Source organism: Pelagibacterium flavum (assembly GCF_025854335.1).
Classification (GTDB): domain Bacteria; phylum Pseudomonadota; class Alphaproteobacteria; order Rhizobiales; family Devosiaceae; genus Pelagibacterium; species Pelagibacterium flavum.
The window spans coordinates 3,714,422-3,739,152 of the sequence record NZ_CP107716.1; the positions used below are offsets into that span (position 1 = coordinate 3,714,422).

25 protein-coding genes are annotated in these 24,731 nt (G+C 61.3%); 16 read left to right on the top strand and 9 right to left on the bottom strand.

Annotation, left to right across the window (positions count from 1 at the left end; genetic code table 11):
* Positions 1-65: 65 nt before the first annotated feature.
* The 3 genes from OF122_RS18580 (at position 66) to OF122_RS18590 (ending at position 2,639) form a co-directional block, all read left to right on the top strand.
* On the top strand, positions 66-560 hold the full coding sequence (locus OF122_RS18580) for a RidA family protein (RefSeq protein WP_264225659.1): 495 nt from the start codon (positions 66-68) through the stop codon (positions 558-560).
* Positions 561-570: 10 nt separating this feature from the next.
* Positions 571-1,770 (top strand): aminotransferase class V-fold PLP-dependent enzyme, encoded by a 1,200-nt coding sequence (locus OF122_RS18585; RefSeq protein WP_264225660.1) that lies wholly within the window; start codon positions 571-573, stop codon positions 1,768-1,770.
* Positions 1,771-1,844: 74 nt separating this feature from the next.
* Positions 1,845-2,639, top strand: a complete 795-nt coding sequence (locus tag OF122_RS18590; RefSeq protein ID WP_264225661.1) for an IclR family transcriptional regulator — start codon at positions 1,845-1,847, stop codon at positions 2,637-2,639.
* Here the strand turns inward: OF122_RS18590 and OF122_RS18595 are convergent.
* Positions 2,605-3,936, bottom strand: a complete 1,332-nt coding sequence (locus OF122_RS18595; RefSeq protein WP_264225662.1) for an amidase family protein — start codon at positions 3,934-3,936, stop codon at positions 2,605-2,607. The genes OF122_RS18590 and OF122_RS18595 overlap by 35 nt on opposite strands.
* Positions 3,937-4,999: 1,063 nt before the next feature.
* Here OF122_RS18595 and OF122_RS18600 point away from each other — a divergent pair.
* Positions 5,000-5,524: a DUF421 domain-containing protein gene (locus tag OF122_RS18600; RefSeq protein ID WP_264225663.1), complete on the top strand. Its 525-nt coding sequence runs from the start codon at positions 5,000-5,002 to the stop codon at positions 5,522-5,524.
* Positions 5,525-6,043: 519 nt separating this feature from the next.
* Here the strand turns inward: OF122_RS18600 and OF122_RS18605 are convergent.
* Both OF122_RS18605 and OF122_RS18610 read right to left on the bottom strand, forming a co-directional pair.
* Positions 6,044-6,166: a DUF1810 domain-containing protein gene (locus tag OF122_RS18605; protein WP_264225664.1), complete on the bottom strand. Its 123-nt coding sequence runs from the start codon at positions 6,164-6,166 to the stop codon at positions 6,044-6,046.
* A gap of 15 nt (positions 6,167-6,181) precedes the next feature.
* On the bottom strand, positions 6,182-6,625 hold the full coding sequence (locus tag OF122_RS18610) for a hypothetical protein (protein WP_264225665.1): 444 nt from the start codon (positions 6,623-6,625) through the stop codon (positions 6,182-6,184).
* Between the two features lie 115 nt (positions 6,626-6,740).
* On the opposite strand from OF122_RS18610, the gene OF122_RS18615 reads away from it, so the two are divergent.
* Positions 6,741-7,894 (top strand): IS3 family transposase gene (locus OF122_RS18615; RefSeq protein ID WP_408636244.1). Its coding sequence is split into 2 segments (ribosomal slippage): positions 6,741-7,017 and positions 7,017-7,894, totalling 1,155 coding nucleotides; the frame shifts between segments, so codons are not numbered across the junction.
* Here OF122_RS18615 and OF122_RS18620 read toward each other — a convergent pair.
* The 4 genes from OF122_RS18620 to OF122_RS18630 form a co-directional block, all read right to left on the bottom strand.
* Positions 7,891-8,289: a hypothetical protein gene (locus OF122_RS18620; protein WP_264225666.1), complete on the bottom strand. Its 399-nt coding sequence runs from the start codon at positions 8,287-8,289 to the stop codon at positions 7,891-7,893. The two genes, OF122_RS18615 and OF122_RS18620, sit on opposite strands and share 4 nt — an antisense overlap.
* A complete protein-coding gene (locus tag OF122_RS19785; RefSeq protein WP_408636268.1) occupies positions 8,271-9,074 on the bottom strand; it encodes an SEC-C domain-containing protein in 804 nt (267 codons plus the stop codon). The genes OF122_RS18620 and OF122_RS19785 overlap by 19 nt, the downstream gene beginning before the upstream one ends.
* 9 nt (positions 9,075-9,083) lie before the next feature.
* Positions 9,084-11,972, bottom strand: a complete 2,889-nt coding sequence (polA, locus tag OF122_RS18625; RefSeq protein ID WP_264225667.1) for a DNA polymerase I — start codon at positions 11,970-11,972, stop codon at positions 9,084-9,086.
* A gap of 94 nt (positions 11,973-12,066) precedes the next feature.
* Positions 12,067-12,603: a CAP domain-containing protein gene (locus OF122_RS18630; protein WP_264225668.1), complete on the bottom strand. Its 537-nt coding sequence runs from the start codon at positions 12,601-12,603 to the stop codon at positions 12,067-12,069.
* A 242-nt stretch (positions 12,604-12,845) separates the two neighbouring features.
* Here OF122_RS18630 and rpmI point away from each other — a divergent pair, with 242 nt between their 5' ends.
* The 9 genes from rpmI (at position 12,846) to OF122_RS18675 (ending at position 21,501) form a co-directional block, all read left to right on the top strand.
* Complete coding sequence (rpmI, locus tag OF122_RS18635; RefSeq protein ID WP_264225669.1) at positions 12,846-13,046, top strand: 50S ribosomal protein L35; 201 nt, start codon at positions 12,846-12,848, stop codon at positions 13,044-13,046.
* 46 nt (positions 13,047-13,092) lie between these two features.
* Positions 13,093-13,494, top strand: a complete 402-nt coding sequence (gene rplT, locus OF122_RS18640; protein WP_264225670.1) for a 50S ribosomal protein L20 — start codon at positions 13,093-13,095, stop codon at positions 13,492-13,494.
* Between the two features lie 198 nt (positions 13,495-13,692).
* Positions 13,693-14,781, top strand: coding sequence for a phenylalanine--tRNA ligase subunit alpha (gene pheS, locus OF122_RS18645; RefSeq protein ID WP_264225671.1), 1,089 nt, complete (start codon positions 13,693-13,695; stop codon positions 14,779-14,781).
* Complete coding sequence (locus tag OF122_RS18650; protein ID WP_264225672.1) at positions 14,778-15,350, top strand: hypothetical protein; 573 nt, start codon at positions 14,778-14,780, stop codon at positions 15,348-15,350. Before pheS ends, OF122_RS18650 begins: the two co-directional genes overlap by 4 nt.
* Positions 15,351-15,394: 44 nt before the next feature.
* Positions 15,395-17,815 (top strand): phenylalanine--tRNA ligase subunit beta, encoded by a 2,421-nt coding sequence (gene pheT, locus OF122_RS18655; protein WP_264225673.1) that lies wholly within the window; start codon positions 15,395-15,397, stop codon positions 17,813-17,815.
* Complete coding sequence (locus OF122_RS18660; protein WP_264225674.1) at positions 17,808-18,992, top strand: hypothetical protein; 1,185 nt, start codon at positions 17,808-17,810, stop codon at positions 18,990-18,992. Before pheT ends, OF122_RS18660 begins: the two co-directional genes overlap by 8 nt.
* Before the next feature lie 8 nt (positions 18,993-19,000).
* The gene (locus OF122_RS18665; protein WP_264225675.1) at positions 19,001-20,146 is read left to right on the top strand and encodes an O-antigen ligase family protein; all 1,146 of its coding nucleotides are present in this window, start codon (positions 19,001-19,003) and stop codon (positions 20,144-20,146) included.
* Positions 20,143-21,147 carry an oxygen-dependent tRNA uridine(34) hydroxylase TrhO gene (gene trhO / locus OF122_RS18670; protein WP_264225676.1) on the top strand — a complete coding sequence of 335 codons (1,005 nt, stop codon included), beginning with the start codon at positions 20,143-20,145 and terminating at the stop codon, positions 21,145-21,147. Before OF122_RS18665 ends, trhO begins: the two co-directional genes overlap by 4 nt.
* A 3-nt stretch (positions 21,148-21,150) precedes the next feature.
* The gene (locus tag OF122_RS18675; protein WP_264225677.1) at positions 21,151-21,501 is read left to right on the top strand and encodes a VOC family protein; all 351 of its coding nucleotides are present in this window, start codon (positions 21,151-21,153) and stop codon (positions 21,499-21,501) included.
* Here the strand turns inward: OF122_RS18675 and OF122_RS18680 are convergent.
* Complete coding sequence (locus OF122_RS18680) at positions 21,495-22,013, bottom strand: GNAT family N-acetyltransferase (protein ID WP_264225678.1); 519 nt, start codon at positions 22,011-22,013, stop codon at positions 21,495-21,497. The genes OF122_RS18675 and OF122_RS18680 overlap by 7 nt on opposite strands.
* A gap of 88 nt (positions 22,014-22,101) precedes the next feature.
* Here OF122_RS18680 and OF122_RS18685 point away from each other — a divergent pair, with 88 nt between their 5' ends.
* Positions 22,102-23,016 carry a LysR family transcriptional regulator gene (locus OF122_RS18685; protein WP_264225679.1) on the top strand — a complete coding sequence of 305 codons (915 nt, stop codon included), beginning with the start codon at positions 22,102-22,104 and terminating at the stop codon, positions 23,014-23,016.
* Here the strand turns inward: OF122_RS18685 and OF122_RS18690 are convergent.
* On the bottom strand, positions 23,013-23,777 hold the full coding sequence (locus tag OF122_RS18690) for an alpha/beta hydrolase (protein ID WP_264225680.1): 765 nt from the start codon (positions 23,775-23,777) through the stop codon (positions 23,013-23,015). The two genes, OF122_RS18685 and OF122_RS18690, sit on opposite strands and share 4 nt — an antisense overlap.
* Positions 23,778-23,997: 220 nt before the next feature.
* Here OF122_RS18690 and infC point away from each other — a divergent pair, with 220 nt between their 5' ends.
* A complete protein-coding gene (infC, locus tag OF122_RS18695) occupies positions 23,998-24,534 on the top strand; it encodes a translation initiation factor IF-3 (protein WP_264227709.1) in 537 nt (178 codons plus the stop codon).
* Positions 24,535-24,731 lie beyond the last annotated feature (197 nt).

Consider the following 24,731-nt stretch of genomic DNA (forward strand, 5'->3'; position numbering starts at 1 on the left):
AAAAGTCCGCAACTTTTCGCTTCGCGGCCCTCCGGGTCCTGATCGCACTCTAACTGGAGTTTCCTATGACTGTCTCCGAGGCGAAAAAGCGCGCGGATCAAAGCCCCTACGACCGGCTGACCGCTTTGGGGCTGACCTTGCCCCCGGCCGCGCCGCCGATCGCCAACTTCGTCACCCATGTGATTGAAGGCAATATGCTCTATCTCTCGGGCCAGGGGCCGACCTATCCCGATGGCCGGCGCCATTCGGGCAAAGTGGGCGATGCCGTCTCCACCGAGGAGGCCTATGAACACGCCAAACTGACCGGACTCAATCTGATTGCCGTGATGGAGGAGGCGCTGGGCGATCTGGGCCGGGTGCGCCGCATCGTCAAGGTGCTGGGCATGGTCAATGCCACCGCTGACTTTATCGAGCATCCGCAGGTCATCAATGGCTGTTCGGACCTGTTCAATGCCGTATTTGCCGAGAAAGGCATTCATGCCCGTTCGGCCGTCGGCTTTTCCTCGCTCCCCAATGCGATCACGGTGGAAATCGAAGCCATCGTGGCCATAGACATCTGAGTACAGTTCAATGACCGATACCGATATTCGCAAAACGCTTGGCCTGCGCCCCGTCATCAATTGTTCGGGAACCATGACTTCGCTTGGCGCTTCAATCGTCGTGCCGCATGCAGTCGAGACCGTGGCTGCGGTCCTGTCGCAGTGGACCGAAATGTCCGACCTGCAGCGCATCGCCTCGCGCACCATTGCACGGCTGACCGGGGCAGAGGCGGGGTGCGTGACCGCATCCTGTTCTGCGGCCATCACGCTGGCCTGCGCCGCGGCGATGACGGGCAAGGATCTGGCCGCCATCGAGAGGCTGCCCGATGCGAGCGGGCTCAAGGACGAAATCGTCATCCAGACCGGGCACATGGTCTCCTATGGCGCGCCGGTGGAACAGGGCATCCGGCTTTCCGGCGCAAGGGTGGTGCCGGTGGGTCAGGCGACCAGCGCATATGCTTACCAATTGGCCGGAGCCATAACCGACAAGACTGCGGCGGCGGTTTATGTGATTTCGCACCACGTTGTCGATTACGGGCAGATCCCGCTCGAAACGTTCTGCGAGGTCGCGCATGAAAAAGGTGTGCCAGTGATCGTGGACGCGGCGTCCGAATATGATCTGGAAAAATTCTTGAAGGCAGGCGCCGATCTGGTGCTTTATTCCGGGCACAAGTTTCTGGGCGGGCCGACGTCGGGCATTGTTGCGGGCACTAAGGATTTCGTTGCCGCATGTTATCTGCAGAACCGGGGCGTCGGGCGCGGCATGAAGGTGGGCAAGGAAGGCGTGGCGGGAGTTATTGCGGCTCTTGAAGCCTGGGAGAGGCGCGACCACGCCGGGATCAGGGCCCGCGAGCAAAGGGCTCTCGATCTCTGGCAATCAACGCTGGAAGGGCGGGATGGCATCACCGCCATCATCGACCCTGACCCAACCGACAACCCGCTCGACCGGCTCAAGGTGCTGGTTGATCCCGAGGGCGCCAACATTTCGGCATGGGATCTTGCCGATCGGATGGCGCAAGGGGACAGGCCGGTGATCGTGCGCGACCATGAGGTCGAGCACAATTATTTCTATCTCGATCCCTGCAACCTGCACCCTGACGAGGAGATCGTCGTCGCCGAACGGCTGACCGAGGAACTCGATGCGGCGCGCAAATCCAATACGCCAATCGTTTCCGATTTGCGGCTGCGCATGCTGGCGCAGGAAAGGGCCATTCTCAACTGGCCCGATTGAGGACGCTGTATTTGCGCGCCGGGGAGAATAATGCAAACTGAACCCGGCGCGGCACTCACGGGAGGATCGGCGAAATGAGCACATTGGAAACGTCCAAGGACGCTGTGAAGGCCAAGCGCACGCGGACGAGTGCGCTCGATCGCATTCTGCAGGTGCTCGATTTTCTCCAGAGCAATGATGCGCCGGCGACGGCCTATGAAATCGCCCGCGCCGTGGGGGCGCCGCTTTCGACGGTCTATACGCTGGTCGAGGATCTTGTCGAAAAAGACATGCTGGACCGGTTCGAGGACGGAACGTTGTGGTTCGGGCATCGGCTGTATCATTACGGGCTGACCTATGCGCGCCACGTCGATCTTCTGACCGTCGCCAACCACGAGATGAGCGACCTTGCGCTGGCCTCGGGGGAGACGGTGCAGATTTGCGGGCGGGATGGCGATTTCATGGTGGTGCTGGGGATGGTCGACGGGCCGGACCATTTTCAGGTCGCCTCGCAAGTGGGCAGCCGCACGCCGCTCAACTGGTCGGCGTCGGGACGGTTGCTGGTGGGGCATCTGCCCGAGGATGAGCGGCGCGCGATCTTTTCGCATGCCAGTTGCCCATCGCCCACGGGCCGGGCGGAGACCGATATCGAGATTCTGACGGCAAGTTCGCGCCAGGCGCTCGATGCGGGGCTTTCCATACAGGCGGGGGAATCGGCCTATTCGATTGCCTGTATCGCGGCCCCGATCCTCGATAATGCGGGGACCTGCCGGGCGACGATTTCCATTGTGGTGCCCGATCAGAAGGTCAACCAGACCGATCCCGACCTTAAGGACCTGGTGCGGCAAAGCGCGATCAATATTGCCCGGCGGCTGGGCTGGTCGCGCTGAGCGGGGCGAGCAGGGCTTCGATTTTTTCGGCGATGCGCAGAACCGTCCAGTCGTGCCCGCCGGGGGCGAAGATCATCAGGCCGGTGGCGAGGGGCTGGCTGGCGTGCATCGGCACGGTGGCCGCGCAGCCATCGAGGAAATTGACCGCCGAGGGGTTACGGAGCATCAAGCCGTTGAGGCGGTCGAAATCGGCTTTTACATCGGCAATCAGCGGCGCGACCGTGGGCACGGTGGGGGCAATCAGAACATCGAAGTCTTCCGCCTGAGCGGAGAAAGCGGCGATGGCGGATGCGCGTTGGGCGCGGGCGTCCGCCTCGTCCTGTGGCGTAAAACCCTGTGCGGCGCGGATGCGGCGCAAAACGTTGGGGTCTCCCGCGGTTTCCATGCGGTCGAGATGGCTGGCGTGGATGCGATAGGCTTCGGAGGCGACGATGACGCGGTTGCTGTTGCCGAACCCATCGAGCATGGGCAGGTCGATGTCGGTCAGCGCAAAGCCATTGGCGGCCAGAGTGGCGATGGCGCGCTGAAAATCGGCGGCGACCTGGGCATCGAGCCCTTCGGTCAGGATGCCGGTGGCGATGCCGATGCGCAGGGTTTCATGCTGTTGCGGCGGTGGCGTCGTGGCGGAAAGGACGGCGTGGACGGCGCTGCACTGGCTTATCGTGTGGGCCAGCGGGCCGATGCTGTCGCAGCTCTGGGACAGCGGAAACGCGCCATCGAGCGGGACGGCGGACTGGGTGGGCTTGAAGCCACACAGCCCATTGAGCGCCGCGGGAATGCGGACCGAGCCGCCGGTGTCGGTGCCCAGCGCGATATCGGCGATGCCCAGGGCGACCGACAAAGCGCCGCCCGAGGTCGACCCGCCCGATATCCGGGCGGGGTCGAAAATGTTGCCGGGGTCGCCGAAATGGGGGTTGAGGCCGACGCCGGAAAAGGCAAATTCACTCATTGTGGTGCGGCCGCACCCGACGGCCCCGGCGGCCCGCAGGCGATCGACCGCGGTTGCATCGGCGCTGGCCGGTGGGGCATCGGCAAGAATGGCCGAGCCGACCGAGGTCACCTGGCCCTTTTCGTCGAACAGATCCTTGATCGAGACCAGAATGGCTGCCAGCGGGCCCTTTTGGCGCTCGGTGTCACCGTCGAGGGCCCCGGCCTCGGCCATGATCCGGTCGGCGTCGAACTGGGTGAAGACCGAGCGCCGGACGGCGGGCTCCAGACCCATGGCGATGTCGATGGCGCGACGGGCGCGGTCCCTGGCGCTTGCGGCGGCGTTGCGGAGCGGGGAGATGTCGGCCATTGCAGCGATCCAAAGATTTTGGGGTTTGTGGTGTCCTAGCAGGGTTTTGTGCCGCTGCGCACGCCAAAACCTCCGACGGTCAATGACCTCGGGCTATGATCGCCATTCGAGCTTAGCTCTCATGGCCTTCTCACCTCCAATCGTGCCACCGGCACGATTGGCCGAAGGACGGATCGAAGTAGACGGCATGGGGCGATGAACGCTCCGCATGATTTAGTTTTTATATGAAGCGATCATCGCCCCACGCATCCGGGGTTTTTGGCTTAGTCGCCCTTCAGAAGGCTAGGGTCAATCCCCTCCGGGTTTCCCCGGTACGACGGCGTTAGCAAAATCGCGCCAGCCTCGAAATCGAGATCAGGCGGCCGGTTCACGCCGTCCGGCGCTTGTGACGTTTGGGCCTTCCCTGCGGCGACCCGCAAGGAACCCGGACCGACCCCGCCCAAACGTTCGTTGCGCTTGCGTCCATATGCGCGGGTTCGTGAGAGGGAGTATGGGGGAGGTTGTGGGTGCGGGGATAAGTTTCTTTGCGGCTGGGGCGTGTGGACGCTCATCATGATGGATTCCGGGGGGCCTTCGGCCATAGGCCTCAAGGCGTTCATGCGCTGCCAAAGCTCCACCGGAGCTTTGGCTTCGGCCAAGGCCGAACCGCTTCTCACCCCCGGAATGACAAGGGAGGGGTGGCATGTTCTCCAAAATCCCACACTCCTCCCCGCGTCATCCTCGGGCTTGACCCGGGGATCCGCTGCATTGGGCAGCCGGTGAAGGGGTTGGGAACGGTGAGAGGCCACACGTATCACTTCTGCGGTGCCCAACCGCGGCGTTGCAGATCCCCGGGTCAAGCCCGAGGATGACGACGGGGGTATGGTTGGCGGTGGCGATCGAGACGAGAGCGGGGCCACCGTGCTTAACTGTCCCGGACCCGATCCGGGACCCAGCGGCATCGCCGATGCTCTGGAGCGTGGGGCAAGGCTCATGGGTCCCGGCGTTCGCCGGGGCAGCGAGGGTGGTGGGGAACGCTATGGCAAGGGCGGCATTGGCGGGGGACAGGCACAAGGAGGCGGTGATGTTTTTTGATGGATGGGACGATCTGGTGCGGCTGGTGGTGATCGGGGTGCTGTCCTATGTGGGGCTGGTGGTGATCCTGCGGGCCACGGGCAAGCGCACGCTTTCGAAAATGAACGCGTTTGACCTGGTGATCACCGTGGCGCTGGGGTCGACCCTGTCTTCGGCGCTGCTCAGCCAGGACGTGTCGCTTTCCGAAGGGCTATTGGCGTTCGTCCTTTTATGCGCGCTGCAATATGGGGTGACGTTTTTGTCGGTGCGCTCGGACGCCGTGCAGGGGTTCGTCAAGGCCGAGCCGAGCCTGTTGTATTTCAAGGGGCGGTATCTGGACCGGCACCTCAAGCGCGAGCGGGTGACGCGCGAGGAAATTCTGGCGGCCATGCGGGCGAGCGGGGCGGGATCGCTGGGCGATGTCGAGGCCGTGGTGCTGGAAACCGACGGATCGTTTTCGGTGGTCAGAACGCTGGGGGACGATAAGGGCGCCATGGATACCGTGGAAGGGATGGCGGAGCAATCGGGGGCGTGAGGGCTCCCCTCTTGTGCGGATGCCATCGGCGGGTGGGGCGGCGCCCTGCCCGGTTAGATGCGCTTGAGGGCTTCGGGGGGCGTCCCTGCCGCCAAAGAACAGGTCCAGCGCCTGCAGGCGCGCGGACTGGGCAGGTGCGGCGTGCGCTCCGGCATCTCATCGCGCGTCATCCTCGGGCTTGACCCGGGGATCTGCAACGCCGCTGTTATGCAGCGCAGAAGTGGCGACCCCTCGCGTCTCCCGGCTTCTCAACCCCTTCGCCGGCTGCCAGATGCAGCGGATCCCCGGGTCAAGCCCGAGGATGACGATGGGGGTGGGGGATGTTTGGTGATGGAGCCGAGAGTGTGAGCCTCCCCCATCGCTGTCCCGGACTCGATCCGGGACCCAGCAGCCTTGCCGACCCTCCGGTGCGAGCGGAAAGGCACATGGACCCCGGCGTTCGCCGGGGAAGCGAGGGGGAGGGAAATCGCGGTACACAATCGAAGCGGTGGAGCGATTTGAGCGCCGAACGCCCAAGCGCTATGCGCGCGGGCAGAACCACATCCAATGGTTGCGTTTCTGGCCGGCGCGGAGTTCGGCGAGGGCGGTTTCGTAGATGGGGGCTTGGGCGGTGAGGAACGTTGCGGGTGTTCGTTTTGTCATGGCGCTCCTAGACCGTTAGGGCTTTCGCGAAACCATCCAGTACGTGACCTCCCGTGCGACCCGTGTTCGAAGGTCTTCTAGAGAAAGTCTACGATATTCCGCCGAACGAGGATGGCCTGGTATCTGGCGAAGAAGCGCCTCGCGATCATAACTTGAGTATATCTGCAGCATGCGATCGTATACAGCGATCGGATCAGAATTGTTTTGCTGGCTGCGTTTTTCGGGATCGCCGAAAATGATGTCACCGTACTTTGAAATCGCCGCTTGTTCTCGATCCGAGATCGGAATGGAGATGATGTGTTGTGCACGGGTATGGATATCTTTGACAATAGCCATAGCTTTCTCGCCCATCGAGCTTACATCAGTGACTTTTCCGATGCGGGAATCACCATTAACATCGGGATATTCAACCAGATCACCTATCCCGAAGGTTGCTTCTAGGCGTCCGTCTACGTCCATAAGTTCAGGCGGCGTACCGTCGAACGTTGTTGGAATCTGAGCTACTCCCCGAAAATGGGACGCTGACGTAAGCTACGAATTGTTGTCTGCTGGTCTTCGACGATGGAGATCAGAGATGTCGAAACGAAAGCAGCATTCGCCCGAGTTCAAGGCGAAGGTCGCCCTGGAAGCATTGAAGGGCGAAGAGACGGTATCGGAATTGGCGAGCCGGTTCGGTATCCACCCCACGATGATCCACCAATGGAAGCGGGCGTTACTCGAAGGGGCATCGGGTGTGTTCGAGCGTGGCGGGCGCAAAAAGCCAGAGATTGACGATGAACAGGTCAAGGATCTGCACGCCAAGATCGGAGAGCTGGCCGTCGCCAACGATTTTTTGTCACGAAAGCTCAAGCCCTGGGGCGGGAAGTGAGACGGGGGATGATAGAACCTGATCACCCCGTTCTCTCGATTGGCAAGCAGTGCACGCTGCTGTCGCTCTCGCGTTCCTCGTTCTACTACACGCCGAAAGGCGAGACCGAGATCAACCTCGCGCTAATGCGCAGGATCGATGAGCAATTCCTGGAGACACCCTTCTTCGGAGTCCGGCAGATGACCTGGCACCTGCGCAATGAAGGGCACCTGGTGAACGAGAAGCGCGTGCGGCGGCTGATGCGGCTCATGGGGCTGATGCCAATCTACCAGAAGCCCAATACCTCGAGACCGGCCAAGGGACACAAGGTTTGGCCGTATCTTCTAAAGGGATTGAGGGTGGAACGTCCGAACCAGGCCTGGGCTGCGGACATCACGTATCTTCCGATGCGCCGGGGCTTTCTCTACCTGGTGGCCATCATGGACTGGCACACCCGCAAAGTCTTGGCCTGGCGCATCTCGAACACGCTGGAGGCAGACTTCTGCATCGAAGCATTGAACGAGGCGGTCCACAAGTTCGGCCCACCCGAGGTCATGAACACCGATCAAGGCAGCCAGTTCACGTCCTTTGCCTGGACCGATCGGTTGCGACGAATGGGAGTGCGCATCTCCATGGATGGCAAGGGGCGGTTCCTCGACAATATCTTTGTCGAGCGGCTCTGGCGCACCCTCAAATACGAATGCGTCTATCTGCACGCTTGGGAAACTGGATCACAGGCTCGTGCTGGCGTCCGCGACTGGATGGAATTCTACAATCATCGACGCCCTCATTCCGCCCTTGGCGGTAAACCGCCTGCCGTGATCTATTGGCAGCGCATTGAGCAAAACCAACCCGACCAGCAGGTGCAACGAGTAGCTTAATTTACGCCGAAATCTGTCCAGCGATTGGGGGGTAGCTCAATCTTCTCTACCTCCCTAATGCAATCCAATACCCGTCCAATCTCACGATGATCATCTCTGGCCTGCATCGCCGCTTCTAATTCAACCTCCACTCCATACCTTAGACTCGGAATCTTGAAGCCCAGCAGAAAGGCGACTTGATCCGCTCCCACTGAGTTATCGTCAGCCAAGTGCCCGTGGTTTGTGATAAAAACATACGCGGGAGGGGGTGCCTCGCCGGCGATTCGGAGATCTTGCGCCTCATCGAGGATTTCGGACGCCAGCTTGCCAATATGTTTCCAGGTAGCTTGGTCCAAGGATGCCGCGATAGACAGCTCAAACCAAAACACCGCGTTATCTAGCTGTTTTTTAAGCACCGATGGAGCTGGTCTCTTAGCCACTGGCGGAGTTCGCCAACAAATGCCTCCGAGCGAGGATCAGGACTGGTCCGCCATCCTGACTTGCGTTTTGCCTCTACGGCGTATTGCTTTCCAGAAGAACCAGTTGCCAAGAACTCGGGTGTGCTTTGAACCGACGAGCTTGTCTCGGCCCAGCTCATGGAAAAGCCGGCCAACGCAAATGCGGCAAATACATACGTTTCGTAGGTAGCTGACCAAAATGTCTCCACCGCTCGCAATCGTTTTACTAAATGCGCGGAAGGTCGATCATTGTGCTCGAGAAGGTATAGGCCGTAAGCGAGACGAAATATCGATGATATGTAGCCGGCGTCATTGTGAACGATGATTGTTTGATTGGCGCCAATTTGCGCTCTTCGCTCGGCTTCCATTCTGGTTAGCCAAGCGAATAAGGGATGTGTATCCCCCGATTTCTGTTTCTTGGCTCCCCAGTCCCGGCCCAAGGTTTCCTTTAAAAAATAGAGTAAGAAATCCGTGAAATATAACCAACGCCGTGCCTCACGATAGAACACTCGCTTGCCAACAGCTACGATGCGATGGTCTCCGGCGATAGTGGATACTATGGGTTTTCCGTACCCCTGTTGAATTTGCCGAACTGCATTCCTTGCATCTTGGCGCTGAAACGCACGCGACGCGTCGCCCGCAAGATCGCTCGGGAGCGTATCAAGGCTGAATGCGCCGTGACAGTGCTTGTACTTTCTACCGCTTCTGCAAGGGCATGGCTGATTTCTCCTTATGCCGCTCACCGCACTCCCCTAATGCGCCGCTTCCCAGTTCTCCGCAGCCTTCGCATCCACCTGCAACGGCACTGACAACCGCAACGCCGGCTCCGCTGCCCCCTCCATCACCCGCTTGATAATCGGAATCGCCTGTTCGGCCTTGTCGGCGGGGGCCTCGAAAATCAGTTCGTCGTGGACCTGCAAGAGCATATCGGCGGGCACGTTCTCTTGCGTAAGGATGCGTTCCATGCGGATCATGGCGCGGCGGATGATATCGGCCGCCGAGCCCTGGATGGGGGCGTTGATGGAGGCGCGTTCGATGAAGGCGCGTTCCGACGGGTTCTTGGTGTTGACGTTTTCGAACGGGATCTTGCGGCCGAAAATGGTCGAGACGTAGCCCTGGGCCTTCACGATGCGGCGCTGTTCGGCCATGTAATCCTGAATGCCGGGGAAGCGGGCGAAATAGGTCTTTATGTACTCCCCCGCCTCGCCACGCGAAATGCCGAGCTGGTTGGCGAGGCCAAAGGCGGAAATGCCGTAGATGATGCCGAAATTGATGGCCTTGGCGCGGCGGCGGACCATGGGATCCATGTCCTTGATGGGGACATTGAACATTTCGGACGCCGTCATGGCGTGAATGTCCAGACCTTCCTCGAAGGCATCCTTTAGCGCATCGATATCGGCGATGTGGGCGAGAACGCGCAGCTCGATCTGGGAGTAATCGGCGGAAATCAAAAGATTGCCCGGCGCGGCGACGAAGGCGGTGCGGATCTTGCGGCCATCCTCGGTGCGAATGGGGATGTTTTGCAGGTTCGGTTCGTTGGACGAGAGGCGCCCGGTGGCGACCGAGGCCTGATTGTATGAGGTGTGAACGCGGTTGGTGCGCGCATTGATATAGGTGGGCAGCGCGTCGGTGTAGGTCGAGCGCAGCTTGGTGACGCCGCGCCAATCGAGAATGGTCTGGGCCAGCGGCACCCCTTGCGCGGCGAGATCGTCGAGCACCGAGGCGCCGGTGGCCCAGGCGCCGGTCTTGGTTTTTGTGCCGCCTTCGAGCCCCATCTTGCCGAACAGGATATCGCCCAATTGCTTGGGAGAGCCGAGATTGAACTTTTCGCCGGCCAGCGCGTGGGCGGTTTCTTCAAGTGCCGCGGCGCGCTGGGCGAAATCGCCCGAGAGGCGCGAAAGAATCTGGCGATCGACCGAAACGCCGCGCGCTTCCATGCGGGCGAGGACCGGGGTCAATGGGCGATCCAGCGTCTCGTAAACCGTGGTGACGCCCTGGGCGACCAGGCGGGGTTTGAGGATATGCCAGAGGCGCAGGGTGATATCGGCGTCTTCGGCGGCGTATTTCGCGGCGGGCTCGATTTCGAGCTTGTCGAAAGTGAGCTGGTTCTTGCCGGTGCCGGCGAGGTCGGTGAATTTGAGGCAGGTGTGATCGAGCCAGCGCAGGGCGAGCGCGTCCATGCCGTTGTTGCGGGCGCCATCGAGGGCGTAGCTCATCAGGAGCGTATCGTCGATGGGGGCCATGGTGATGGCATAGCGGGCAAAAATGCCCATGTCGTATTTGACGTTCTGGCCGATCTTGAGGATTGCCGGGTCTTCCAGCACCGGGCGCAGCATGTCGAGGGCGAGGCGCATATCCATCTGGCCCTCGGCGCGGCCGCCGCCGAACATGTCGTCATTGCCGGTGGTGTGGCCGAGCGGGATATAGCACGCCTTGCCGGGGCGGGTGGAGAGGCAAATGCCGACCAGATCGGCGGCCTGGTTGTCGAGCCCGGTTGTTTCGGTATCGACGGCGACATGGCCCGTCGCGATGATATCGGCGATCCAGTTGGCCAGCGCTGTCTCGTCGCGGACGATCTCGTAATCGTCGAGATTGCAGGGGATGGCGCGGATGGCCTCCAGCACCTTTTCGGCGTGGGCATCGGGGCCGCCGGCGCCGGTGGCGGGGGCCGGGCCATCGGAGACATCGACGGCGCCGGGGATCGAGGCGCCCTTGACCGCCAGTTCGGCATCGGGCTCGAAATCGTCGGGGTCGACCTCGAGCAGCGCGGCGATGCGGCGGGTGATGGAGGTGAACTCCATGGCTTTGAGGAAGGGGATCAGCGTTTTGGCTTGAAGCGGTTCGCGGGCCAGGGCGTCGAAGGGGAGTTCGACGGGGGTGTTGCAATCGAGCTCGACCAGCTTGCGCGAGATGCGGGCCAGTTCGGCATGTTCGATGATCGATTCGCGGCGCTTTTGCTGCTTGATTTCCGAAGCGCGGGCGAGAAGGGTTTCGAGATCGCCATATTCATTGATGAGCAGCGCCGCGGTCTTGATGCCGATGCCGGGGATGCCGGGGACGTTATCGACCGGATCGCCGCACAGGGCCTGAACGTCGACCACCTTGTCGGGGGTGACGCCGAATTTCTTGACCACCTCATCGGGGCCGATCCAGCGCAGGGGCGGCTGGCCGGGGCGGGCGATGGTATCGAGCATGCAGACATTGGGGCCGACAAGCTGCATCAGATCCTTGTCGGAAGAGACGATGGTGACCTTGCCGCCGGCGTCGCGGAACTGGCAGGCATAGGTGGCGATGATGTCGTCGGCCTCGAAGCCTTCCTGTTCGATCGAGGGCAGGCAGAAGGCGCGGGTGGCGGCGCGGGTGAGGGGGAACTGGGGGATCAGGTCTTCAGGGGCCTCGGGGCGGTGGGCCTTATACTGATCGTAAAGATCGTTGCGGAAGCTCTTGCCGGAATAATCGAAGATTACCGCGAAATGGGTGGGCTCGTTTTCGCCCTTTAAATCCTCGGTGAGCTTATAGAGCATGTTGCAAAAGCCCGAGACGGCGCCGACCGGCAGGCCGTCGGACTTGCGCGTCAAAGGCGGCAGCGCGTGATATGCGCGGAAGATGAAGGACGAGCCGTCGACGAGGACGAGATGCATTTAGGGCTCCCCGGGGCGCGGACTGGCGCGCCTTTACGATTCTGGTTGGGCGGACTTTCGCGCGATTATGCCGAAGGGGCAAGCGCCGTGGCGATCAGGGACGGCCGGCGGGGGAGCGGACGCCCATGAGCAGGGCCCAATAGGTGCCGTAGGTGTTATAGGTCGTGGCCGGGCCGCGCTCGATGGCGATGCCGAACTGGACGTAATCGGGGTTGACCATTGTCTTGTTGTGCGAGGGCGATTTGAGCCAGCCCACGATTGCCGTATCGAGATTGGGCGGGCCTCCGGCCAGGTTTTCGCCAGCCCCACCGCCAAACCCCATGCGGCGCAGGCGGGTGTGCAAGGTCTGCTCGGGAGCGGCTGTGTGGGCGACGACCGAATTTTCGGCCATCAGGCGCGCCTGCTCTTCGGCGGCCCTTTGCAGGGTCGCGTTGTGGCTCAAAAGCGGCAGGTTGCGCTCGGCGCGCATGGCGTTGAGTTTCCGGGTCGCTTCGGCAATCGAGACCGAGGACACCGGGGTGGCGCGCTCGGTGGTCATGATGACAGTGCCCGAGGAACAGGCCGCCAAAACGAACGCGGCGCCGCCGGATGCGGAAAGGGTGAGGAATCGGCGGCGGGTGATTTCGATCATGGGCGAGACTTTACCCAAACCGGGGCGGTTTGGAAGAGGTTAAAATGGCGCGGGGCCTGTCGCAGATGGGTCTTGCGCTTGGCGGCCATTCTCCCTATAACGCGCCGTCTCCGGTTGGTCCTTTGGGCCAGCCGCAGATTTCTATTGAACGAGCCGTCCGGCCAAAAGGCATGCCGTGGCAGCTCATGAAAGCGGACGTTCGGGAGACCGGACATCCAAGAAGACCAAAAAGGACCCGCAAAATGCCCAAGATGAAGACCAAGTCTGGCGCCAAGAAGCGCTTCAAGGTGACTGCCACCGGTAAGGTCATGGCTGGCCCCGCCGGCAAGCGCCACCGCCTTATCAGCCACAACGCAAAGTACATCCGCTCCAATCGCGGTACCTCGGTCATGTCCGACCCCGATACCAAGATTGTCAAGAAGTACATGCCGTACGACCGGTAAGCGGCTGCCTGCCACAGCGCTCACGTCAGATTTGAGGAATTAAGATATGTCCCGCGTAAAAAGAGGCGTTACCGCCCACGCCCGCCACAAGAAGGTGATCAAGGCCGCCAAAGGCTATTACGGTCGCCGTTCCACCAATTACCGCTCTGCCGTACAGGCCGTCGAGAAGGCCGGCCAGTACGCCTATCGCGACCGCAAGCAGAAGAAGCGCAATTTCCGCGCCCTGTGGATCCAGCGCATCAACGCCGCCGTGCGCAGCCATGGGTTGACCTATGGTCGATTTATCGACGGCCTCAGCAAGGCTGAGGTTGCTGTGGACCGCAAGGTTCTGGCCGATCTGGCAGTGCGCGAACCGGCAGCTTTCGAAGCGCTGGTTGCCAAGGCCAAGGAAGCCCTCGTCTATCTGGGCGACGTCGAAGCGACCACGCACGAGCGCATTTCCGCCTAAAAAGGCACCTGCGACTCCACCAGCCTTTATGGATCGCGTTGTCGAACCGAAAAAACCGGTTCCCACTTTTTCTGACAACGCTCCAGCCTGCTGAGGCCGAATTTGAAAGCCTTGCGCTGCCCCTTTTGGGGTGGCGCGGGGCTTTTTCGTTTGCTACCGCTTCGCCCGCAAAAAGAGTTTCCCATGTTAGAGAACATCATGTCCGACGAGATCGCCGACCTCAGCCAATCGATCCACGCCGCCATTGGAAATGCGCAGGATGAAGCCGCGCTCGAGACGGTGCGGGTTTCGGCATTGGGCAAGAAGGGGTCGATTTCGGCGCTGCTTGCCACGCTGGGAAAAATGACCCCGGAGGAACGCAAGGAAAAAGGCCCCGCGATCAACGGGCTCAAGGCCGAGATCGGCGCCGCCATCGAAACCCGACGCGAGGCGCTGGCTGCAGCCGCGCTCGAAAAGCGCCTGGCCAGCGAAAAGCTCGATGTGACCCTGCCGCTGCGCCCGGCCCCCACCGCCACAGGACGTGTCCATCCGGTGAGCCAGGTGATCGACGAGATCACGGCGATCTTTTCGGACATGGGGTTTGCGATTGCCGAAGGGCCGGACGTCGAGACCGATTATTACAATTTCACGGCGCTCAATTTCCCCGAGGGCCATCCGGCGCGCGAAATGCACGACACGTTCTTTTTCGAGCCCGATGCCGAGGGCAACCGCAAGCTGTTGCGCACCCATACCTCCCCGGTGCAGGTGCGCACCATGGAACAGAGCGAACCGCCGATCCGCATCATCATTCCCGGCCGCACCTATCGCAACGACTCAGACCAGACCCACACGCCGATGTTCCATCAGGTCGAGGGGCTGGTGATCGACAAGCAGAGCCATATCGGGCAATTGCGCTGGGTGCTCGAAGAATTCCTCAAGGCGTTTTTCGAAGTCGAGAGCGTTACGACCCGGTTCCGCCCGAGCTTTTTTCCCTTTACCGAGCCGAGCATGGAAGTGGACGTGCAATGCGACCGCTCGGGCAATGAAGTCAAGATCGGACAGGGCAATGACTGGCTGGAAATCCTGGGCTGCGGCATGGTGCATCCCAATGTGATCGAAGCCGGGGGGCTGGACCCCGATGTCTATCAGGGCTTTGCCTGGGGCATGGGGATCGACCGGCTCGCCATGCTCAAATACGGCATGGCCGATCTGCGCGCCTTCTTTGACGCCGACAAGCGCTGGCTCGACCATTACGGCTTCCGGCCGCTCGACCTGCCGACGCTGTTCGGGGGGCTGAGCGGTCCATGATCGAAAGCGTGACCAATTGGATTGCCGAGAATTGGACCCATATCGCGCCGCTATTCGCAGTGGCTTTGGCATGGATTCTAAGCCGTTATTTTACCGCCGCGCCAAAACTAAAGTATGGGCGAGCAAACAATAGCTTTCACTCACTGGCTCTCCCGGAAGACAATAGAGCTAATATTTATTGCGAGAAGCTGTACTTCCAAAATATTGGCGGAAAGGCTGCGACAAATGTCCAGATCTCCTTCCGCAACGCCCCAACAGACATTTCGACTTATCCGCCACTTCAGTACGAGACGGCGCAGGGCAAGGACGGTCATTTCTTTTTAATGATACCGTCGATCGCGCCAAAAGAGCTAATTATTATTGACACAATTCACGTAAACGCCCCTACCGCTGAGATCATAGCAGTTAGATGCTCGGAGGGTAGTGGCAAAGAGGTTCCGTTTTGGGTACTCCGCAGGTATGGCCGGATTGCAACATTTTTGGTCTTTGGGACGATGCTTCTTGGCGCCTATTATGCGCTTGTCCTCCTTTTCCAGTTCTTCGCAGCGGTGTTCGTATCTCAAGCTTGATAGCTTGACCTGTCGCTGGGCGCTTAAAAACACAGAGTAGCAAGATGAAATTCACGATTTCCTGGCTCAAGGATCACCTCGAGACCACTGCGTCCAATGCCGAAATCATCGACACGCTGACCATGATCGGGCTCGAGGTCGAGGACGTGAGCGATAGCGGCGCGGCGCTCAAAAGCTTCGTGACCGCGCATGTGGTTTCCGCCGAGCAGCACCCCAATGCCGACAAGCTGAGGGTGTGCAAGGTGGATGCGGGCACCGGGGAATTGATCGATGTGGTGTGCGGCGCCCCCAATGCGCGCACGGGGCTGAAATCTGTCTTTGCCTTTGCGGGCACCTATATCCCCGGCAAGGACATCACCATCGGCAAGGGCAATATCCGCGGGCAGGTGTCGAACGGCATGCTGTGCTCGAATGCCGAGCTCGAGCTGTCCGACGATCATGACGGGATCATCGAGTTGCCCGAGGACGCGCCGATCGGCGTGCCCTACCCCGATTATGCGGGGATAGATGAGGTGGTGATCGATATCGGGCTGACACCGAACCGGGGTGACGCCACCGGGGTTTACGGCATTGCGCGCGACCTGGCCGCGGCGGGACTTGGCACGCTCAAGGCAACCGACATGTCGCCGGTGGCCTCCAAAGGCGCCAGCCCCATTGCGCCGCTGCCGCACGAATTTGCCGAGAGCGAGCCCAAAGCCATCCGCAAGTTTGCCGGCCGCTACATTGCCGGCATCAAGAACGGCCCCTCCCCCGATTGGCTGGCGCAGCGCCTGCGCGCCGTCGGGCTGCGCCCGATCAACGCCGTGGTGGACATCACCAATCTGGTCTCTCTGGGCTGGGGGCGTCCGCTGCATGCCTATGACGCGGCCAAGATCGAGGGACAGATGGTGCTGCGCAACGCACGCGGCGAGGCGTTCGAGGCACTCGACAACAAGATCTATACGCTCGACGAAACCATGACGGTCATTGCCGACGACAAGGGCCCGCTCTGCCTTGGCGGGATCATTGGCGGCACCCGGTCGGGCGTTACCGAAGAGACTGTCGATGTGTTCATGGAGTGCGCGAGCTGGGACCCCGAGCTGATAGCCCAGTCGGGCCGCAAGACCGGTATCATCTCCGATGCCCGCTATCGCCTGGAGCGCTCGGTCGATCCGGCCCTGACCGAACCGGGACTGGAGCTTGCCACACGCCTTGTGCTGGAGCTGTGCGGCGGTGAGCCCATGGAGCCGGCCATTTCCGGCGAGGATGTTTTTCCCGATACCGTTGTGGAGTTCCCGCTTTCCGAAACCGCGCGCCTCACCGGGCTCGACGTTTCCCCCGACCGGGTGGAAGACATTCTGGGGCGGCTGGGCTTTGTGATGGAGGGCGACGGGCCCGTTCGGCATGTGACGGTGCCCTCGTGGCGCCCGGACGTGACGATCAAGGCGGACCTCGTCGAAGAGGTGATGCGCATTGTGGGCGTTGACCGCGTGCCGGTCGAACCCTTGCCGCGGCTTTCCGGCGTGGCGCCGAAAATGCTGACCCCGATCCAGAACCGGCGCCGCATCGTGCGACGGACGCTGGCGGCGCGCGGCATGGACGAGGCCATGACCTGGTCGTTCATCTCCACCGACCTTGCCCAAGCCTTCGGTGGCGGCAAGCCCGAATTGCGGCTGGCCAATGCCATTGCTTCGGACATGACCGACATGCGGCCATCGCTGTTGCCAGGCCTGCTCATGGGCGCGGCGCGCAACGGAAATCGCGGGCTGGACGATGTTGCGCTGTTTGAAGTGGGGCAGGTGTTTTTCTCCGATACGCCCGAGGGCCAGCGCACGCACGCAACCGGCATCCGGACGGGCACGTGCGGGATCGGCGGGGCCGGACGGCACTGGCAGGGCAAGGCCGAAAAGGTCGGGGTTTACGACGCCAAGGCAGACCTCGGCGCGGCGCTCGATGCTCTGGGTGTCGATATCGACAAGGTGCAGGTGGTTTCCGAACCGGCACCCTGGAGCCATCCGGGGCGCGGCGGACGCATCCAGCTCGGGCCCAAACTGATCCTTGGCTGGTTTGGGGAGCTGCATCCGGCAATGGCGGCAAAATTTGACCTTGGCGGCCCGGTTGCCGCGTTCGAGATCGATCTCGACGCGCTGCCCGAACCGCGCAAGAAGGCGACACGGGCCAAGCCGGCGCTGGCACTGTCCACGCTGCAGCCGGTGCGGCGCGATTTTGCCTTTGTTGTGGGTACAGATGTCGAAGCCGCAAATATCTTGCGCGCGGCCCGGGGTGCCGAAAAGGCGCTCGTCACCGAGGTGACGATCTTTGACGTTTTTTCCGGTGCTCATGTGGGCGAAGGCAACAAATCGGTGGCTATCGAAGTTACCCTGCAACCAAGGGACAAAACGCTGACCGATGAGGAGATCGAGGCGGTGTCGGGAAAGATCGTGGCGGCTGTAGAAAAAGCGACAGGGGGCGTGTTGCGTGGGTGAGGCTGCCCTCCGCCGGGCTGGAGCGCAGGTTCTGCGAACCGAGTTGAGCTTTGCGGCGCTGTCTGCGGACAACCCCGCACGGCGTCGGCCGCGATCGCCATGGCGTCCCCGTCCGGCCGGTTTCTGGACGGCATTCGAGGACAAGGCGCTTTATTACGACGCGTTCCGGGCCGTGAACGGCAAGGACGTTCTGCTGGTCGGCCCGACACCACTCAATCTTCGGTCCGGGCTTGCGGCGGCGCGCTACAGTGCGCTTCCGTCGGGGACGACGCTCAAGGCCGAATTGTTCCCCTCGCGCTCGACCATGCTGACCCGGCTTGCCGATGTGCCTGCCGATGCACAGGAGGTGCGGGTCGAGGCGTTCGGCGAGACTTTCGATCTGGCCATCCAGCCCAATTTCTCGACTGCCCTTTCGGGCGCGCGAATCCTGTTCACGATCAACAAGAACAACCGGCTCGAATGGATCGCCGATTGGGCGCATTGGCATGCGGCGCTGCATGGCACCGATACGGTGATCCTGTTCGACAACGGTTCGACCGATTATACGATCGATCAACTGGAAGCCACCCTGGCCGGCGTTGACGGGCTCAAGAGGGTGATCGTCATCGACGTGCCGCACAAGTTCGGGCCGATCGACACCTCGGTCCTGGTCACCAAGTTCTATCCGCGCTTCTTGCAGATATCGATGACCAACCTGGCGCTGCGCCGGTTCGGGATGGACGCGGAAGGCTTGCTCGATTGCGACATTGACGAGCTGACCTGGGCGGAGGGCCAATCGGTTTACCAGCGGGCCGGCCAAAGCGCTGTGGGCGTTGTGCGCATGCGCGGGCGGTGGATCGAAGCGGCGCGGGCCCCCGATATGGAGGCTCGCCATCACGCCTTCCGGCACAGGCTGGCCAATTTCCGCCATCGGCTATCGCCACCCAAATGGGTTCTGGATCCGCGCCGCGACTGGGTGAAACCCCTATCGGTCCACCCCTATCTCCACCGCATCCACGGCGCCCCCATAACGGCCCGCCAGCTTGATGACACTGCTATGTTCTTCCACTTCAAAGGCATCAACACCAATTGGAAGGAAGAGCGGACAGGAAACGGGAAAACACCCGGGCAGGTCAGGATCGACGATAGGCTTGCCGCCGCCATGTCGGCTTTCGCCGCGCAAATCAACGGGGCCTGAGCGGGCAGATGTTCGAAGCGATACGCGCGACGCTTTTGGTTTCCGGGTTGGTCTTTCCGGGGATTGCCGCCTATACGGCGGTTTACGTGACCCTGGGCATAATGCTGGCGATGGCGGCGACGGTGAGAAGATCGCATCTTGCCTCCCCCGTGATGTTGGCTGTTTTTGCTGCATTTGGCGCCATCGTGCTTTCCATCCTGCTCAATGGCGGAAGTGCCGGGAATTGGACGACCCTTGCGATGGTCCTTCCTTTCATCGCCGTGCCCCTGACAGGTGCGGGGCTGGTGAGCGTAACGCCGCGCCAGTTCGCGACATTTTGCCTGCTGGGCGCGCTGGCGGCGCTTGTGGTTGGCCTTGTCGATATCTTTGCATTGGACCTTCGCCGGGCCGGGGGCGAGAACAACCCGATCCATTATGCGAGCCTTGCGGGCATGCTGGGGATGGTCAGCCTGATCGGCGCGGTGGGGCATAAAGACCGCCTGCGCTATGTCTTTCTGCTCGGCCCGGCCGCGGCGTTTGCCACGGCGCTGCTTTCGGGATCACGGGGGCCGTTGCTGGCCGATGGGATAATGTTTTTCATCGCGATCGGGGCCGTCTGGAGTGATCGGCGGCTTCTCCAGGCGCTTCTGGTATTTCCGCTGGCGGGGCTGGCCGCGATCATAGTGTCGGGCGAGGGGGAGCGGGCGCTGCTGTTGTTCAGCGGCATTTTTTCCGAAACCACGATGCGATCGGACAGCAACAGGCTGATGATGTATCAGGCGGCAGCGCACATGTTCACGACCTCGCCCTTATGGGGTCATGGATTCGAAAATTTCATGGAAATTGCCGGCACGCTTTATCCGCCCATCGCGCGCTACGACAATTTGCATTCCGATATTTCCAACCTTGTGGCCGTTGGCGGGATATTAGGTGCGATCGGTTATGTGGGGCTGGTCGGCGCTCCGCTTTTCGCGCTTTTAAACCCGCTGGCTCGGCAGAACCGGACGCTTGTGACGCTTGCGTTGATGGTTTCGGTGGGCAATGGCGTTCTGGGACTGACCAATGCCATCATCGGATTGCTGCCGCAAATGACGCTGATGGTGCTCATGACCGGGTATGTGCTTGCCCTCGAGCGCGGGGCAACCGCGCTGAAGGACCAAGGAGCGCTGCATTGAGCCACGCCATCAAAATCCTCGCGATCTATAAATTCGTCGATCAGCCGGACTTTGAATCCCTCAAGACACCGCTGGCGGAGTTTTGTTGTGCGCGGGGGATCAAGGGGACGTTGCTCGTGGCGCCCGAGGGGATCAACGGGACGGTGGCGGGGGCGCCCGAGGCGATCGATGCGCTGGTGGGATGGCTCAATGACGGCAACATCTTCGGCGGGCGGTTCCGGGGAGCCGAGATCAAATATTCGTTTGCCGAAAGCCAGCCGTTCTATCGCATGAAAGTGCGGCTGAAGCCCGAGATCGTGACGCTGCGAGCCCCGGAGGCCAATCCGGGCCGGCAGGTTGGCACCTATGTCGACCCCCGGGACTGGAACGATCTGATCGACCAGGACGATGTGGTGGTCATCGATACGCGCAATGATTACGAGGTGGCGCTGGGAACGTTCCGGAACGCGAAAGACCCGCATACAGCGAGTTTTACCGAGTTCAAGGATTACGTTTCCAAAACGCTGGACCCCAAAAAGCACAAGAAAGTCGCCATGTTCTGCACTGGCGGAATACGGTGCGAAAAGGCCTCGTCCTACATGCTGGCGCAGGGGTTCGAGGAGGTGTTCCACCTCAAGGGCGGCATCCTCAATTATCTCGAACAAGTGCCCGAAGACAAAAGCCTTTGGGATGGGGAGTGTTTCGTTTTCGATGAGCGCGTTTCGGTGCGCCATGGACTGGAAATCGGCGATGCGCAATTGTGCCGGGCCTGCCGTCAGCCCCTGACGCCAGCCGACCGGGACCGCGAAGAGTTCATCGAAGGCGTGCAGTGCCACCATTGCGCAGGCGAAGAGAACGCAGCCAGGCGCCAGGCCGCAGCCGAGCGGCAAAGGCAGATCGAGTTGGCCGCGGCGCGTGGCGAGGCTCATATCGGCGAAGACGTGAGAAAGGCCGCAGAACAGCGGCGGCTGGCCAACAAGGCGCGGCGCGAGGCGGATCGGACCCGAAACCGAAAGGGGTAACCCATGGCGGTCAAACGGATCGTTGCCAATATCGAGGGCTCGCCCGAGACGGCAGCGCGGTTTTATGCAGACCTGCTCGGACTGGACACCATGATGGACATGGGCTGGATCCGCACCTATGGCACCGACGGGCAGATGTCGGTTCAGATGAGCATCATGTCAGAGGGCGGGTCGGGCACGCCGGTGCCCGACATATCCATCGAGGTCGACGATGTCGATTCCGTGCTGGAAAAAGCGCGGGCCATGGGCATTAACATCGAATACGGCCCGGCAGACGAGCCCTGGGGCGTGCGACGCTTTTACGTGCGCGATCCGTTCGGCAAGCTCATCAACATTCTTTCACACGTTCAGTAGCCACGCGGCGGGGCGGGATCGTCGTTGAGGATCAGGTACATATTGACCTGATCGAGCCAACGGCCATGCTTGAAACCCGATTGGGGCAGGATGCCGAGCATCTCAAAGCCATGCCGGACGTGAAAACGGATCGAATTTTCGTTCTTTGAGTCGATGACCCCGACCATAAGATGAAAGCCCTTGGCTTTCGCGTCGTCAATCAGGGCAGCCATCAGCGCCGAGCCCACCCCCCTGCCCTGCGCCTCGTCGCGCAGATAGATCGAATGCTCGACGGTCTTTCTATAGCCCGAGCGCGAGCGATAGGTGCCGTAGCTGCCGTGGCCGAGAACGCGGCCGTCCTCTTCGGCGACCAGAACGGCAAAGCCGTTTGCGTTGCGCTCATCCAGCCATGCCTTGCGATCGGCCAGGGTCTCCTCGGTTTCGCTCCAGATGGCGTCGAGCCTGCGGATGGCATCGTTGTGGATGTCGAGGATCTGGGGCAGATCGCTGTCAGTGGCGGGGCGGATATTCATTTGGGGCAATTGCACCTGTTCAAATCGGAATAACTGATGGTAAAATGAAATGATATAGAAGTATCAATTCTACCAATAGAATTTCCTTATGGATATAGATCAACTCCGCACGTTCGACCGGATCGCGCGCGACTTAAGCTTCACCAAGGCGGCGGCTCGGCTCAACGTGACCCAGGCCACGGTTTCGATGCGTGTACGGGTGCTCGAAGACTTCCTCGGTGTGCAGCTTTTTACGCGCGGGCGCAAGGTGACTCTGACCGATCAGGGCATGACCTTCCTGCCCTATGCGCGGCGCATTCTCAACTCGGTCCAGGAAGGCCGCGAGGCTCTGCGGCGGGTCGAGCGTGGACGGATCACCGTCGCTTCGTTGCGGTCCATGGTGACGCCGCTGATCTCGGAAAGTCTTTTGCGTTTTCAGGAGAGACACCGGGAGGTCGATGTGATCGTGCGCGAGGGGCACCACAATCACGTCACTGCCATGCTGCACGACCGGGTGGCGGAGCTGGGGATCATCGCCTGGCCCAATCTCGACCCGCTTGTGCCCGAGATCTATCCGATTGTGGTGATGCGCGAACCGGTGCCGCTGGTGCTGGCACCGCACCTGGCGGCGCAGCTTGAGCCCAACCCGAGCCTGGCCGATGTGCTGGCGTTGGTTCCAAGGGTGATTTCGCTGCGCTGGTGGCAGGTGGATCCCGAAGGCGCAACCGCGTTGGTGCGGCGAGCCCAGACGAGCGTGGAAATTCCCACGGGGCCGGCAAGGCGGCTGGCGCTGGCCGGAGAGGGGTTGGGGTTTTTCGTGCGCTCAACGGTGCGCCGCGAGATCGAGCGGGGCGAGCTGGTCGAGATCACGCCGCGCGATTTCATGCCACTGCATCGCGACATCGCCATCGTGGCGCTGTCGAAATCGGCTTTCGAGCGCGACATGGTGCGCGATTTCGCACGTGAAGTGGCAAAGGAAGCCGCGGCGCTGGGGACGATCCTTGAAGACCGGCTGAACGATTAGAGCAACCGCTCGATGGTCTGGCGCAGCAGGTCGAGATCGCTGTCACGCGAGAGGCGATGATCGCCATCGGGGATGAGGGTAAAGGTGACCGGATCGGAGACGAGGTGGCTGACCAGTTTCAGCGCGTGAGCCGGGGGCACGTCGGTATCATTGCCGCCCTGCAGGATGGCCACGGGACAGTGCGTGCGGATGGGAGCGCCGAACAGGATATGGTTTTCTCCGTCCTCGATCAGCGCGCGGGTGAGGACATAGGGTTCGTCCGAGTAGTCGGACGGTTGTTCCACCCTGCCCTTTTCCCACAGGTCGAGCAGTTCGGCATCGGTGAAGGTTTCGCGCATCAGATCGCGGGTCATGTCGGTGGCCGGAGCGATAAGCACCATGGCCTTGACCCGATCCACGCCGCGCTGGCGCAGGGCGCGATTGACCAGAAGGGCCAGCCAGCCGCCCATTGACGAGCCGACAACGATCTGGGGACCCTCTGTTGTGTCAAATACAGCCAGCGCCTCTTCGAGCCAGCGCGAAATCGTGCCGTGGAGAAAAGTGCCACCCGATTGCCCATGGCCGGAATAATCGAACCGGGTGACCGCCAGCCCCTTTTGCGCGCCGAAGTCGGCGAGCGCCTCGGCCTTGGAGCCGATCATGTCGGACTTGAACCCACCCAGCCAGAACAGGCCGGGCGTGCCGCCGGGGCGGCGCAGGGTGGCGATTTCGCGCGCATCGTCGCCGTGACCCACGGTCAGGGTGGCAGATCTGTCGCGCATTGCATTTTCCGGCTCGAACACCATATCGGGGATGTAGCCGCTGGGCCGTCAGATCGCAAGACCGCTTCACAGGCGATTGGCGAGCGAGCGGCATGGCGGTATGGCACGAGGTCTGCTTTGCCTGTTGACTTTGGGCCAGTTTACCAAGATTTTAGACGGGTTGCGCCAGCCATGAGCAGGCGTGCGCAGCTATGGGAAACCACTGAAAGGAAATTCAGCCATTCGTCGTCCGATGAGACCCGTGCAGCCCCAAAAGGATGGGCCGCGCTCCAACAATGAAATCAACGTCCCCGAAATCCAGCTTATCAACGCAGAAGGCACCAATGTCGGTGTCGTGCGGACCAGCGAAGCCATTGCCATGGCCATGGAAGCGGGGATGGACTTGGTCGAGATCTCACCCAATTCGGCACCGCCGGTGTGCAAGATCCTCGATCTGGGCAAGTTCAAATACGCCGCCCAGAAGAAGGCCGCCGAGGCCCGCAAGAAGCAGAAGGTGATTGAGGTCAAGGAGATCAAACTCCGGCCCAACATCGACACGCATGACTATGACGTGAAAATGCGTGCGCTGGAAAAGTTCATCGGCGAGGGCGACAAGGTCAAGGTGACCATGCGGTTCCGCGGCCGTGAAATGGCGCACCAGAACATCGGTCTGGAACTGCTGCACAAGGTCAAGGATCAGTTCGAGGAGATCACCAAGGTCGAATCCAACCCCCGGGCCGAAGGCCGACAGATGGTCATGGTGCTCGCGCCGCGCTGAGCCCATTGCCCGATCTGCCGCACGCACATGCAAAGGTGGCCGCAAGGCCGCCTTTTGTCGTTTGGGGGGAAGCGGCAAGTGTATGCAAACCGCAGCGAGCCGGCCCCGGCGAAAGGCCGATAGCCCAAAATTTGGGCACCGGGAAAAATCGGCCCACAAAAGCGCCTGTTTGGGCCAAAAATTGATCCTTCATTAAC